8 protein-coding genes and 2 rRNA genes are annotated in these 14533 nt (G+C 65.6%); 2 read left to right on the top strand and 8 right to left on the bottom strand.

Features of this window, described 5'->3' with window-relative positions:
- Position 1: 1 nt before the first annotated feature.
- The 3 genes from AC1D14_RS10340 to AC1D14_RS10330 all read right to left on the bottom strand — a co-directional run bounded on the left by AC1D14_RS10340 (position 2) and on the right by AC1D14_RS10330 (position 5546).
- Positions 2 to 2629 carry a trehalase-like domain-containing protein gene (locus AC1D14_RS10340; protein ID WP_230120737.1) on the bottom strand — a complete coding sequence of 876 codons (2628 nt, stop codon included), beginning with the start codon at positions 2627 to 2629 and terminating at the stop codon, positions 2 to 4.
- 203 nt (positions 2630 to 2832) lie between these two features.
- Positions 2833 to 4155, bottom strand: coding sequence for a right-handed parallel beta-helix repeat-containing protein (locus tag AC1D14_RS10335; protein WP_476968443.1), 1323 nt, complete (start codon positions 4153 to 4155; stop codon positions 2833 to 2835).
- Between the two features lie 401 nt (positions 4156 to 4556).
- On the bottom strand, positions 4557 to 5546 hold the full coding sequence (locus tag AC1D14_RS10330; protein WP_230120741.1) for an LLM class flavin-dependent oxidoreductase: 990 nt from the start codon (positions 5544 to 5546) through the stop codon (positions 4557 to 4559).
- A gap of 175 nt (positions 5547 to 5721) precedes the next feature.
- Between AC1D14_RS10330 and AC1D14_RS10325 the strand changes: the two genes are divergently transcribed.
- Entirely contained in the window at positions 5722 to 7413 is a 1692-nt protein-coding gene (locus AC1D14_RS10325; RefSeq protein WP_230120743.1) for a helicase HerA-like domain-containing protein, read from the top strand.
- A 129-nt stretch (positions 7414 to 7542) separates the two neighbouring features.
- A complete protein-coding gene (locus AC1D14_RS10320; protein WP_230120745.1) occupies positions 7543 to 8535 on the top strand; it encodes a zinc ribbon domain-containing protein in 993 nt (330 codons plus the stop codon).
- A 116-nt stretch (positions 8536 to 8651) separates the two neighbouring features.
- Here AC1D14_RS10320 and AC1D14_RS10315 read toward each other — a convergent pair whose 3' ends face one another.
- From AC1D14_RS10315 to AC1D14_RS10295, 5 genes are all read right to left on the bottom strand, one after another.
- Positions 8652 to 10673 carry an NHL domain-containing thioredoxin family protein gene (locus AC1D14_RS10315; RefSeq protein ID WP_476968442.1) on the bottom strand — a complete coding sequence of 674 codons (2022 nt, stop codon included), beginning with the start codon at positions 10671 to 10673 and terminating at the stop codon, positions 8652 to 8654.
- Complete coding sequence (locus AC1D14_RS10310; RefSeq protein ID WP_230120749.1) at positions 10673 to 12844, bottom strand: bifunctional copper resistance protein CopD/cytochrome c oxidase assembly protein; 2172 nt, start codon at positions 12842 to 12844, stop codon at positions 10673 to 10675. The genes AC1D14_RS10315 and AC1D14_RS10310 overlap by 1 nt, the downstream gene beginning before the upstream one ends.
- 141 nt (positions 12845 to 12985) lie before the next feature.
- On the bottom strand, positions 12986 to 13273 hold the full coding sequence (locus AC1D14_RS10305; RefSeq protein ID WP_056625601.1) for an HU family DNA-binding protein: 288 nt from the start codon (positions 13271 to 13273) through the stop codon (positions 12986 to 12988).
- 786 nt (positions 13274 to 14059) lie between these two features.
- A 5S ribosomal RNA gene (gene rrf / locus AC1D14_RS10300) occupies positions 14060 to 14176 on the bottom strand.
- Positions 14177 to 14404: 228 nt separating this feature from the next.
- Positions 14405 to 14533, bottom strand: a 23S ribosomal RNA gene (locus AC1D14_RS10295); the annotation flags it as partial.

Here is a 14533-nt window from a genome sequence, read left to right as displayed (position 1 = left end):
CCTAGCTTCGCTGATGCTGGTCCAGGAGCCGGGCACAGCGGATGAAGCCGAGGTGCGAGTACGCCTGCGGGTGGTTTCCCAGATGGGTCTCGGTGCCCGGATCGTACTCCTCCGGCAGCAGCCCGGTGGGCCCGAACAGGTTGACCAGCTGATCGAACAGATCCCAGGCCTCCGCGATGCGGCCCACCGCCACATACGCTTCAATGAGCCAGGTGGTGCAGATGTGGAAGCCGCCCTCCAGGCCCGGCAGGCCGTCATCGTACCTGTACCGGAAGACGGTGGGCCCGACGCGGAGCTCCCGCTCCACGGCGGTGACGGTGTCCAGGAAGCGCTGGTCGGTCACCTCCAGCAGGCCCGACAGTCCGATGTGCAGGACGGCGGCATCAAGGTCCGGACTGTCGTAAGCGACGGTGTAGGAGGCAGCAGACTCGTCCCAGCCCTCCCGGAGCACCTCGTCCCTGATGGTGGCTGCTGTGGAAGCCCAGGAGGGCCCGGGCTCGCGGCCGTGGCGGGCTGCGGTGCGGAGGGCGCGGTCCAGGGTCACCCAGCACATGACCTTGGTATAGACGTGGTGCCGCGCGGCGCGCCTGGCCTCCCAGATGCCGTGGTCCGCCTCATGCCACCGGGCCAGCACCGCGCGCGTCATCTGCACCATCAGCTCCCAGTGCGAGTCGGCCAGCGAACCCTGCGCTTCGCTCAGCCCGTGGATCAGCTCCGCAATGGGCCCAAACACGTCCAGCTGGACCTGGTGGTCGGCGGCGTTGCCGATCCGCACGGGCCGCGATCCCGCATACCCGGGCAGGCTTTCGATGATGGCTTCGGTGGACAGCGGCGCCCCGGTGACCGAGTAGAGCGGATGCAGCCACTCCGGGCCGGGGGCGTTGGCAAGAATCCCGCCAAGCCACCTCAGGAAGCCCTCGGCCTCCGCCGTCGACCCCAGGTCCACGAGCGCGTTCACGGTCATGGAACCGTCCCTGAGCCAGCAGTAACGGTAATCCCAGTTGCGGGTGCCGCCGATCCCTTCCGGCAACGACGTGGTGGGTGCCGCCAGCACGGCGCCGGTGGGTTCATGGACCAGCGCGCGCAGGACCAGGGCCGAGCGCCGCACCAGCGACGGCTTCACAGCGGGCAGCACCAGGCCCTGCACCCAGCGGCGGGAATGATGCGCGACGGCGGAGCGGCGGGCGGTTTCGTCTGTCCCGTTCGGGTGTTGCATCCCGGTGTCACCGCAGCGGAGATTGAGGACCACGGGACCGTGCTGCAGGTTGATCTCGGCTGTTGCCGTCGCGTGCCGGCCGTCCGAGGCGACGGCGAAGCTGACGCCGGGAGCGAGCAAAACGATGGGGTCTGACGTGCCGACGACGTGCAGTTCGCCGCCGCGCGCTTCCATGCTGAACGGCGCGTTGGCGTAGTCCGGCCGGGGCGCAAAGACGATCCGCGCCGCACCCGTACCGGACAGCACCCGGACCAGGCTGGTGATCCCGTCCGGGGCCGGTTCGAGATAGTCGGTCACGGTGACGTCCGCCCAGCGGGTCTCAACGATCATGGTGCTGTCCACGTAGCGCTGGCCCAGCACCTGTGAGGCTTTGACCGGCTCCACCGAGAAATGGCCGGCCGCATCGCCGCCCAGAATATGCGCAAAGAGCGAGCCGGAGTCCGGCAGGGGGTGGCTCATCCAGCAGATCTTGGCCTCGGGCGTGAGCAGTGCCGTGGAGGAGCCATTGCCGATCATGGAATGCCGTTCCAGGCCCACCGCATCCTCGCCGAACAGCCACGCACGCCGCAGTTCGAAGAGGATGGCCAGCACGCGCGCGAACGATTCCGGGTCCCTCAGCCGGTGCTTCGCCGAGGTGGGCAGGCCTCCCACCCACAGTCCCATGTCGGGGCCGCGGAGCGTGGCCATCGCCAATTCGTCGCTCGCGGCATCCCCCGCGTACAGCGCCGCGCTCACGCCGAGGCGGGCGCGCAGGTGTTCCAGCGCCTCGGCTTTGGAGGGCGCAGTCACGGACAGATCCAGCACGGAACCGTCCACAACGAAGAACAGGCCGTGCGCCCGGGCCACCTCCTCGGCCTTCTGTGCTGCCTCGGATGCGACCTCGGGAGCCGCCGGGCGGGTATGCACCGAGACGGCCACCGGTTTCCGTTCGATGCTGATGCCCTTGTACGCGCCGATCGATTCAAGCAGGGCCTGGTTGGCCTGCTGCAGGACGGATTCGGTGGCCAGGGACAGCCCGTGGGCGAAGCCCATATCGAACTCGGCCCCGTGCGACCCCACGAGGTGCACCTCCGCGGGAAGCCGCGACACCGCCGCGAGGTCCCGCAAGGACCGGCCGGAGATGACGGCGGCATGCGTGTTGGGCAGCGCAGCCAGGGCGCGGAGGGCAATCGCCGCGCCGCCCAGGGGCAACGTTTCGGTGGAGATGCCCTCCGCGGCGCACAGCGTTCCGCCGTAATTGCAGGCCACGAGCAGCCCCGGAGTGCGGGCCAGGATCTTCAGCTCGCCGAGCAGTTTGGGGGTGAGTCCGTCGTCCGCGGCTTCCGACTGGACAAAGGCCCTCAGCAGGTCCAGCGGCAAAGATTTTGTCAGCAGTGCGGAAGCGGCCACCGTCTGGTTGAGCGGAGTTGGCATGCGCGAAAATCCTTCGGATCATCCCCAAGCGGTTTTGGACACCTTCAGTTTCCGCTGCTGCCGTTTCCCCTGAATATCCCGGTCATTGCGGTCATGTAACTTCGTCGCAGAATGCAAAAAGTCCGCCCGGGCCACATTGCGGTGTGGCCCAGGCGGACTCAGGTGCTGGCGCTAGCCGATCGGGGGGCTACCGGCTGCCCGACTCAGCAGTTCGGCGAATCGTACTCATAGGCGCCGGAGTCCGCGGCCGCCGTTCCCGCGCAGTCGCCGTTCTGGGTGGAAGGAGCTCCGGCCAGGTCCAGGGTGTAGGCGCTGGCCCCGGCCCGGTCGATGGCTGGACTGATGCTGGTGAGGCGGAGGTCAGTCGGGGCGCTCACGAAACGCGCTGACGCGGTGGTGGAGGTGCTGTTCGGTGTGACGTTCACAGGCCCGTTGAGAACGTTCTGCTTCTCGGTCCAGCCTGAACCGTTGATCCACAGCGAGTTCTTGACACCCACGAGGATGTTGGCTCGGATCACCGTGGAGGACGGGCAGGTTGCGTGGCAAACGATCGCCTGGGACTGCGTACCCGTGAGGTAGACCGTGTTGAACTCGAAAACAGTTTCGTTGGTGGGCCCGAAGGACGTGCCGTTTCCTCGGGCGATCAGGCCCTTGGCTTCGGAGCAGTTTGCTCCACAGGTGGAGCGGACCAGGTTATAGCGGAACGTGTTGGCGTCCGCCGTCCCCGAGGACCTTCCGAGTTCGGAGAAGTTGTTGTTATCCAGGGACACATTGTGGTGAATGTTGTTGCGGTTGCCGTTGTAGATTTCAAAAGCGCCGCCGTCCTGGTTGTAGTCGTAGGACTTCCCTGTCGAACCGCTGACGGTATTGCCGGAAAACTCATTGTCGTTACCGTTGATCAGCACGCCAAAGGCGCCGGAGTCGTCATTGCAGTTCACGGCAGAAGGTGTTCCGCAATTCGTACCGAGGGTATTCACGTTCATCACGTTGTTGTTCGTCAGTGAATTGCCCGTGTACTTGCCGAAATCGGAGCCGGTACCGATTTTGAGGCCAACTGCATTGGTGGAGGCGCTGGAGTTCTGCACGATATTGCGGTCCCCGGTAAGGCTGAAACCCGCGTAGCCGCAGGAAACGGCCCGCAGTCCGTCGACGGTGGTGTAGTTGCCGTTGATCCTGACGCAGTTGCCGGACTTGCCGCCGGTGACTGTCGGCGCGTTGCCGGTGCCGTAACTGTTCAGGGTGATCGGCGCTGTGGACGTGCCGCTCTGGGCAGTCACAATGCCGCCGGTCCAGGTGTCGCCCTTGCGGAGGCTGACGGTGTCTCCCGGCTTGAGAACGGCCTGATTGAGTTTTGTCAGGGTCTTCCAGGGGGCAGCGCTGGACGTGCCCGCATTGCTGTCGCTGCCGGCAGCGCTGACGTAGTATGTCGTGCCCGCAGCTGAGGCCGGGGCCGAGAATCCCGCAACCAGGCCGCTGACCATGAGGAAGGTCATGAGTAGGGCTGCGCCGGTGGATTTGATCTTCATGTTTTCACCTGGGTCTGTTTGTGAACGGAGCTGATCGCATTCCATCCGTGGATTTGAAATCAGGCAGCGCCGAACTGGCCCCTCAACGCCTTTTGGGCGTGCGGGGATCAGGTGTAGTGACTATGCGAGACCGCTACTTTCGACTGACTTGCCACGCTCTGCGCGTGCAGAAGCTAATGCGTCCGGCGGCCTGGGAGTCCCCGCCACCACCGGAGTAAATGGAGACCTTGCGCACATAACGTTAAGTTGTGGTCGGCGTCGAAGTCAAAAGATATCGGTTGAATAACGGTCCATTAAACCCTCAATGAAACGCGGGGCATGGGGCAGAAATTACGCTGACCTGCGGATCCGTTCCTTGGATGGCTTTCACACACCGCAGATAAATATTATTTAAACGTTTGTCACACGCGGGCCAGGCCGGCTGCTTCCGCCAGCAGTTCCACTGAATGCAGCCGCGCAGCGGTGCCGGTGCTTTGGTGCGCGACGATGAGTTCGTCGGCGTCGGCATGCTTCGCGAATCCGTCCAGGTACTCCATGACGACGTCCGGCGTGCCCACAGCGGAGTACTTCATCATCTGCGAGACATGCTGGCCCTGCGGGGAGTCCAGGACCATGTCCGCTTCGTCGTCCGTGAACTCCCGCCCGCCGCCGAAGAACAGCGAGACGCGGGCGCGCAGGGTGTCCTTAAAGGTCGACTGCGCGTCCGACGCCGACTCGGCCGCAATCACATTGACTCCGGCGATGACGTGCGGTGCCGCGAGCTGCTCAGACGGCTTGAATTCCCGGCGGTAGATGGCCACCGCGTCCTGAAGCGCGTTCGGAGCAAAGTGGGAAGCGAAGGCATAGGGCAGTCCCAGCTGTGCGGCGAGCCGGGCCCCGAACAGGGACGAGCCCAGGATGTACAGGGGAACATTGGTTCCCTTGCCCGGGGTAGCTTCAACGCCTTGGATGCGCGTGGGTCCGCTCAGGTAACCCTGCAGTTCCAGGACGTCCTGGGGAAAGGTGTCGGCCGAACCGGGGTCGCGGCGGAGCGCCCGCATGGTGTTCTGGTCGCTGCCGGGTGCACGGCCCAGTCCCAGGTCGATGCGCCCCGGGTGCAGCGTCTCAAGTGTCCCGAACTGCTCGGCGATGGTGAGCGGCGAGTGGTTGGGCAGCATCACTCCACCAGCCCCCAGCCGGATGCTCTCGGTGTGCGCGGCAACGTGCGCGATCAGGACGCTCGTGGCCGAAGATGCAATCGAGGACATGTTGTGGTGCTCGGCGTACCAGACGCGCCGGTAGCCCAGCCGCTCCGCGCTCTGCGCCATGGCAACGCTCCCGGCGAAGCTCTCCGCCGCCGTCTGGCCCTTGCCGATGGTCGCAAGGTCAAGGATGGAGAGGGGAACAGTCACGGTGGAGCCGGCCTTTCGTTGCGTTTCGCTGGCGTGCCGGGACGGATGGTTGCACGGCACACCTTCCACAACGACGGCGGCACGGGGGTTATTTCTGCCGGGCCGGGTGACGCTGTCCACAGTTTTGTCCGCCAAGGCTGGCCGCCGGGCGGTGGTCCGCCACTAAGCTAGCCGCATGGCCAACAAATCAACAGCAGACAAAGTCGCCACCATCCAAAAAGGCTATGCGCTTGAGGGTGCCACGATCGAGCTGGGGGCCGCCATCGTCGACGGCGAACTTCACAAAGATGCGCCGGTCCGGCTGCCGCTGTCCATGATGAACCGGCACGGGCTCGTCGCCGGCGCCACCGGCACCGGCAAGACCGTTACGCTGCACATGATGGCCGAGCAGCTCTCCACCGCCGGCGTGCCCGTTTTCCTGGCGGACATCAAGGGCGATCTGTCCGGCCTCGCCACTGCTGCAACCGGGAGTGAAAAGCTGGCGGCGCGGACCGAAAGCATCGGGCAGCCGTGGGCCGGCAAAACGTTTCCGGTGGAGTTCCTGGCCCTCGGCGGGGACGGCAACGGCATTCCTGTCCGCGCCACCATCACCTCTTTCGGGCCCATTCTGCTTTCCCGCGTCATGGAGCTCAACGACACGCAGGAATCCAGCCTCCAGCTCGTCTTCCACTTCGCGGACAAGAACAACCTCGAACTGATCGACCTCAAAGACCTCCGTGCCGTCATCCAGTTCCTCACGTCGGACGAGGGCAAGGCGGCCCTGCAGGACCTGGGCGGCCTGTCCAAGGCAACGGCAGGGGTCATCCTCCGCGAGCTGGTGACACTGGAAGCGCAGGGCATGGAGCGTTTCTTCGGCGAGCCCGAGTTCGACACCGCCGAACTTCTCCGTACCGCCCCTGACGGCCGCGGAGTCATCACCTGCCTCGAGCTGCCCACCCTGCAGACCAAGCCCATGGTGTTCTCCACCTTCCTGATGTGGCTCCTGGCGGACCTGTTCGAGGACCTGCCCGAGGCCGGCGACCTCGACAAACCCAAGCTGGTCTTTTTCCTCGATGAGGCCCACCTCCTGTTCAATGACGCTTCCAAGGCGTTCCTTGAAGCCATCACCACCACTGTCCGGCTGATCCGGTCCAAGGGCGTGGGCATCTTCTTTGTAACGCAGACGCCGAAGGACGTCCCGGCAGACGTGCTCGGCCAGCTGGCCAACCGCGTCCAGCACGCCCTCCGGGCCTTCACGCCGGAGGATGCCAAGGCACTCAAGGCCACCGTCTCCACCTTCCCTGTCAGTGATTACGACCTCGAGGAAACGCTCACCTCGGCAGGCATTGGCGAAGCCGTCATCACGGTCATGAACGAGAAGGGCGCGCCCACGCCGGTGGCCCTCACCCGTCTCCGGGCCCCCGAGTCTGTCATGGGCCCCAGCACGGAAGAACTGGTCAAGAGCACAGTGGCCGGTTCGGTGCTGCTCGCCAAGTACGGGACTGCCGTGGACAACGTTTCCGCCTATGAAAAACTGTCCGGAAAGGCCGCCGCGCCTACGGGTGCCGCGGCACCGGGCCTGCCGCCGGTTCCGTCCCCCGGGGTGTTCGTCCCCGGCAGCCTGGATCCCAACGCAGTGGACGCCGACGCCCGCCGCATCGAGGAGGAAATCCTTGGACGCCCCAGCAGCAGGCCGGCCCCCGAAACCCGTCAGGCGCCTGCACCGCGCCCGGCTCCCCCTGCCGGCGGCATGATGGAGGACATCACGGGCGCGCTCGGCGGGGCCCTCGGCGGAGGCCTGAAAAGCATGGTCCGCTCGATGGGAACACAGCTGGGCCGCGAGCTATTACGCGGCGTTTTCGGCACGTCGTCCCGGCGGCGCCGCTAGCGCCAGAAGGCGCCACCGGCACCGGCGACGCCCCGCCGTCGGACGTTTTTCTGTGGCTGCCCCGCGTCATGCACGGCGCCTGTTACTCCTGCGTTCACGTAACTTGCAGGTAACGTAAGGGGCGTGCAGATGAGTCAAGCGTTGGTGAGGATGGCGGCCGGATGGCTACTGGGCCTCATGCTTGCCGTGGCCGGAGCCATCGTTTCGGTCAATCTGGTGAACAATTCCGTGGCCAGCCCGCAGCAGCCCGTGCGCGAATACCTGGACGCCCTGCAGAAGGGCGAGGGTGAGCGGGCGTTGGGCCTGCTCCGCGCCTCCGTGCCCGACGCCGACGCAGCCATGCTCGACGGCACGGCACTGCAGACGTCCGCCTCGCGGATTGCCAACGTGAAGCTTGGCGATGCCGAATCGCGCGGCGGCAAGCGGGTGATGGTGCCCATGGAGTACACGATCGACGGCAGCAGGCTGCGGACCGAGTTCCTGCTTGAGAGCACCGGCACCGAGTGGCTGTTCTTCAACAAATGGGCGTTTGTGCCTGCGGCGCTTCCCACGGTGGACGTGACCGTGGTGAACTCCAGCGATGCCACCCTCAACGGCATCCCGGTGAATATGCCCGGCGGCCGCAACACCTTTGCCGTGTTCTACCCTGGAGAGTACGAGGCCTCGCTCAACGGCCAATTCTTCGCGGCCCCGCCCACACGCGCCACAGTTGCCGGGCGGGACGTCCCCGCTGCACCCCTGAACCTCCTGACACACGCCACGGAGGAGCTGAACCAGGCTGTGGCGTCCCGGGTCAAGGAATTCCTCGACAAATGCGCCGCCGAGGCCGATAAGCAGCAGAGGCTTCAGCCCGACTGCCCGTTCTACCATGCCACCAACAACCGGGTTGTGGACGGCACCATCAAATGGGGCATCACCGAGTACCCGAAGATCAGCATCGAGCCGTTCGACGGCAAATGGGTGGTGGCACCCCTTGACGGCAAGGCCAGAATCACCGCCCAGCAGGTTGACCTCTTCACGGGCGCCGTCTCCGCCCTGAACGTGGTGCACGACTTCAGCTTCACCACGCGCTTGGACATCGACGGCGACACCATCAAGGTCACGCCGCTCCTGAGCTTCTAGTCCCGCCCGGCTGCCGGGTGCCGGCGCAGCGCCGCGGCCCCGACAAAGCTGGCCCGGCTCTCAACCCCTGGGGGTCCAAAGCCGGGCCAGTTCAGCACGCAAGTACGCAAGTACGCCTAGTCCATGCCGCGGAGGTCCAGGACCAATTCGGCGTCACCGTCTGCCTGCAGCACCACCGGGATGCCCCAGTCCTGCTGGTACAGGTGGCACGCGGCGTGGTCCGGGATCTCGCCGTCATCGGTTTCCGGGCCGTCGCAGGCTGCGGCACGTGCGGTAATGTGCAGCACGCCCTCGGGCACGTCGGAGGAAAGCTCCAGGGTACGGAGCAGGCCCACGGACGTCCCGCCCCCGGCCACCAGCAACTCGGGCGGCGTGGACGAGATCTTCAGCTGCGTGGGATCGCCCCAGCGGTCATCAAGCTTCTGGCCGGTGGGCGCGGTGAAGCGGACCGTCAGCTCGAGGAGTCCCGGGGCGACGGGGCTCTTGGGCCGGTGCGTCTGCGCGGCGCCCTCGTCCACCTGCTGGGCCTCCTTGGGGATGGGGACGTACACGAGCTGGTGTTTGTTGGCCTCCACCACCACCAGCAGCGGCTCCTTGCCGGCCACCTGGGTGTGGTCCACGATCACATCGGAGGGCTCGGAAAGCCCCCGTGCGAGGGTGGACACGGTCTTGGTCACAGGGTCGTAGCGCCGCACCGCACCGTTGTACGTGTCGGCTATGGCCACCGAACCGTCCGGAAGCACGGTGACCCCGAGCGGGTGCTGCAGGCGAGCCTCCGCGGCCTCGCCGTCGCGGAAACCGAAATCGAAGAGGCCCTTGCCGACTGCCGATTCAACGGTGACGGTCCCGTCGTCGTCAATCGCGAGCTTCCGGAGGGCGGAGGTCTCAGAGTCCGCCACCCAGATGTTGCCGTCGGCGTCCTCGGCCAGACCGGACGGCTGGGCAAACCACGCTTCATGGGCGGCCCCGTCAAGCAGCCCCTCGAGTCCGTTGCCCGCGATGATGGACACGGCCCCCGACAGGGGGTCAAAGCTGAAGATCTGGTGCACGCCGGCCATGGCGATCACCACGGCGTTCAGCCTGGCTGACCACACCACATCCCACGGAGAGCTGAGGGAGACCTCAATCGGGTGTTCGCTGAGGCGTCCGGTGAAGCCTGCAGCGTCTTCGTCAACGCGGGCCGGGCCGGTCTCCAGCAGTCGCTGCACGCCGTTTCCAACAAGGGTGGTGACGGTTCCGTCTGCAAGCGACAGCCCCCTCAGTCGGTGGTTGACAGTGTCTGCAATCACGACGTCGTAGCCCGTCTTCGTTGCCACGTCTTCCGGCAGCAGGACAAGTCCCTGCGGTTCGTTGAATTCCGCGATCGGCTCACGGGAGTCCAGTGCTGCCGCGGGGCCGTCGGCGTGCCCTTTGGTGCCGGTCCCGAAGGTTCCGAGCACCGTCCGGAAGTCGGTGCCGAGCTCCAGGAGGCGGTGGTGGCCCGTGTCCGTGACCAGCCAGGTGCCAGCGTCTGTGCCGGCGGCAGCACCGGCGTCGGGCTCTTCGGCGGAAGCGACAGCAGAGGTTCCCCGCCCCGCCGGGAGGTACAGGGCCTTGCCCGGGAACCGCAGGGTGCCCGACGTCGGCTCCGGCGCCACATACGGGCCGTTGCCGCGGTGGAGGGTCCCGCGGGCTTCGTGCTCGGCAATCAGCTCGGGGATGAGCACGGCAAGGCCGTCAGCGTGGCCTTCGCCGGACAGATGGGCCACGATGTAGCCCTCGGGGTCGATGACGACCAGCGTGGGCCAGGCTCGTGCCGTGTAGGCCTTCCAGGTTTCCAGCTCGGGGTCGTCCAGGACCGGGTGGTGGATCTCGTAGCGTTCCACGGCGGCGGCGAGGGCCACAGGATCTGCTTCATGCTCGAATTTCGGCGAGTGCACGCCGACCGTTACCAGGACGTCGGAGTACTTCTCTTCCAGCGGGCGCAGTTCGTCCAGGACATGCAGGCAGTTGATGCAGCAGAAGGTCCAGAAGTCCAGCAGTACAATCTTGCCGCGCAGGGCCTCCAGGTCGAGGGACTTGCCGCCGGTGTTCAGCCAGTTGCGGCCCACCAGTTCGGAGGCGCGTACCCGGTGGTGGGTGCGTACGGTTTCGCTCATCAGCGTCCTTCCAGCTTTGAGTTGCGTTCAGCCAGCTTGGCGTCGCGTTCGGCCAATTTGGCAAACATATCGTTGTAAGCGGTGAGATCGGCGTCGTTATTCCTGTCCGCGGCCCGGTCCGTGCGGCGCGTCTCCCGTTCATCGGACCTGGACCACATGACGGCGACGCCGATCGCCACCAGCAGCGTGGGCACTTCGCCGATGCCCCAGGCCACTGCGCCGCCCAGTTGCTGGTCCAGGAGTGCCGACGGCCCCCAGTTCCGGCCAAGGTTGCCGAAGTAGTCGGCGGCGAGCAGGCCGGTGCCGCCCATGATGGCGACGCCGAAGAATGCGTGGAAGCCCATGGTGGCCAGCAGCAGCACGAGCCGCAGCGGGAAGGGGGCACGCCGCGGAAGCGGGTCGGTGCCGATCATGCTGAGCACGAAGATGTACCCGGTCAGCGCAAAGTGCAGGTTCATCAGCTCGTGGCCCACGTGTTCCCGCATCGCGAAGCCAAAGGCATCGGAGTAGTAGAACAGCACGATCGAACCGGCGAAGTTTGCTGCGGCGAAGAGCGGGTGGGTCACGAGCTGCGAGAACTTTGAGTGGACGAACAGCAGCAGCCACTCGCGCAGGCCCCGGGAGCCGTCGCCCCGGGCAGGCAGTGCCCGCAGCGCAAGCGTCACGGGGGCGCCCAGGACGAGGAAGAGTGGCGCCACCATGGTCAGGGCCATGTGGTCCACCATGTGCGCGGAAAACAGCACACGACCATATACGGCCGGCGGCCCTGAGGTCACATACGTCAGCACCAGCAGGCCGACCACCCAGTTGGCGGACCGGAAGAGCTGCCATTTGTCCCCCCGGGCGCGGACCTTGGCCACGCCCAGGAAGTAGGACACCAGCCCGAAGACGGCCACCGCAACCCAGGTCCAGTCCAGGCGCCACTCGGTGAGCCAGCGTTGCGGGGTCAGCTCCGGCGGCAGGTTGTAACCGGACAGGATGAAAGCCGGCGAAGCATCAGGGGCGTAGGTGGTCGGTTCGGGCGGTGCCGAACGGCCGAGCGCTACGGCGATTCCGGATGTGGCCCCCATAATGAGGAGCTCCATCAGGATCAGCTGCCACAGCACGCGCCGCGAGGACATGACCGAACCCTTGCGGCCCAGCTGCGGGATCACCCACTGCCGGTGCATGAACCCGATGCCGCCGAGCACGATTGTGGCGGCCGTCTTCGCGAGGATCAGCTGGCCATAGGGCGAGCCGAACAGATCGCCCCAGTTGGTCACCCGGACGCTGGCGTTGAGCACGCCGGAGGCGAAGACCAGCGCGAAGGCGAATCCCGCCAGCGACGAGAAACGCCGCAGCGTCGGCTCGGTGATGTCAGCCGGGCCGCCGGGCAAGGACGCCGCGGCCCCACCCACGGAAGTCCGCGAGCCGGCCAGGACGCCCGAGAGCAGCGCCAGCAGGATGATGCCGCCGACCCAGACACTCACGCCCACGAGGTGCAGGCCCAGTGAGCTGATGGCACCGTCGTGGTCATTCGAGCTCGCCGAATGTCCGATGAGCGCGGTGGGCACCAGCCCGGCCAGTGCAAGCACCAGGGTCAGCGCCAGGCCCGTCAGTGACCGGACGCCGAACAGCGCGGTAGTAACCACGGCCGCGATGACCGTTACGGCCAGCCAGGCGCGTCCGGTCGCTATGTCGGTCATGAAGAAGACCAGTGCTTTGGTGAATTCCGCGTCGCCGGAGATCCCCTGCCCTGCCACGTCGGCATAGGTGAGGACCAGCACGGCGATCGCGGAGAGCGTCCACGCCACACCTGCGGCCGCTGCGACGCCCATGGCGCGCGCGAAGGCCGGGTGCTCCGGCGCATCCTCCTGCTTGGAGCGGCCTCTGCCCAGGTTCTTCGGCAGGATGCCTGCGGCGAAGATGAGCCCGCCGATCACGGTGGCCAGCGAGATGTTGTGGACTGCCTTGCTGACGGGAAGGCCCCAGCGGACCATGGCCCCGGGATCGGAGACCTCCCGGGCGGCGGCTGCACCCGAGAACAGCAGTGCTGCCGCGAGTCCCAGGAAAAGTGCAGCCAGTCCCGCCAACCGCCAGGGCCGGGTAATGCCGAGCGCGGCGTCAGCTTGGCTCTGCGCTTCCGGGTTGGGCGCAGGCTGTGGGACACGGGATTCTGCTGCTGAGGGCACCTACCCATTGTCCGCTACCGCCGCCTGCGCAGCGAATCGGAGCCGAGTGGCGCACGCGGCGGGCCGGCGGGAAGGGGGGCTTAAACGCAAGCGGAGCGGCAACCGAGAGGGTTGCCGCTCCGTCAGAGCTGTAAAAGAAGACTACTTCTTGTTGGAGACAGCTGCCTTCAGCTTGGAGCCTGCGGTCAGCTTGACGCTGTGGCCGGCTGCGATCTGGATGGTCTCGCCGGTCTGCGGGTTGCGGCCAGTGCGGGCTGCACGGTCGGTGCGCTCAACTGCGAGCCAGCCCGGGATGGTGATCTTCTCGCCGGAGGCGACGGAAGATTCGAAAACCTCGAACAGTGCATCGAGCACGGAGTTGACGGCTGCCTGGCTGGTGCCGGCCTTGCCTGCTACCTCTGCAACAAGTTCACTACGGTTCTTAGCCATTTATGTCCTCCTGGACGCTTTTGATTTCTGGAGCCTGCACGCGGCATGCGTACAAGCCACTGTTCGAAAACTTACCAGCTTGCACTCGTGAGGGGGACAAATTCCGCGTGTTTCCGCGACTTTTTGACCTAAATCACCGGAAATTCGGGGGTTTTGCTTCGAATTGCGCCCTCAGCGGACTGTCGCCGGCCTATCTCAGCGAACATAAAGTCTCAGCGAACATAAAGCACGACGCCGCGGGGAAAGGGGCGCCACCCTCTCTCACTTCCCGCACGCCCCACTGCGACGCTCTCTCACTTCCTGCGGGAAAGTCACCGACGCTCTCTCACTTCCTGCGGGAAAGTCACCGACGCTCTCTCACTTCCTGGGGGAAAGTCACGGACGCTCCCTCACTTCCTGGGGGAAAGTCACGGACGCTCCCTCACTTCCCGCAGGAAAGTCACCGACGCTTTTTCATGCTGTCGGGTTCGACGGCGGCGTGCTGGCCTGGGTGCCCGGGCCGACCTTGGTGGGGTGAGAGAGCGTTGCCCAGGAAGCTGCAGGAAGTGAGAGGGCGTGGCCGGAGAGGGTGCAGGAAGTGAGTGAGGGTCCCTTTTTCGGTGCAGGTAGTGAGAGAGCGTGCCTATAAATCTCGGCCGGTGCAAAACCCCTGCCGTTGAGTCTGTCGGCACCGCGGCCGGGCAGAGGCGGGGCCGTCCTGGCAGGGCCCGTCGACACCGGGGGGATATTTGGGGTTAAAGAGCGAAGGCCCCGACATTTGCTGTCGGGGCCTTGGCCGTAAATAGTGTCCGGCGGTGACCTACTCTCCCACACCCTCCCGGGTGCAGTACCATCGGCGCTGTGGGTCTTAGCTTCCGGGTTCGGAATGGGACCGGGCGTTTCCCCCACGCTATGACCGCCGTAACCCTTGTACCCGAACCCCCTGGGGGGTTGGGAAATCTGGTGGTTACAACTTCCTGTGCCGTTCCTCTGTTTCGAGGGGTGGCCCAGGGTGTGGTGTTGTGTTATTCAGTTGTTGGTTCTCAAGCAACGGGTTTGTTGGTTGGGAACCACATAGTGGACGCGGGCAGTCTTGTTATCTTCGTACCATTGTGGGTGTGAACGTCTTTTGAATCCGTTCACCAATGGTGTGTGGTGTAAGTTATCGGCCTATTAGTACCGGTCAGCTTCACGAGTCGTTAGTCCTCGCTTCCACATCCGGCCTATCAACCCAGTGGTCTGGCTGGGGGCCTCTCACACACAAGGTGTATGGAAATCTCA

Source organism: Arthrobacter sp. P1_B11, from assembly GCF_056406715.1.
This window is presented reverse-complemented; position numbering and strand designations above follow the sequence as displayed.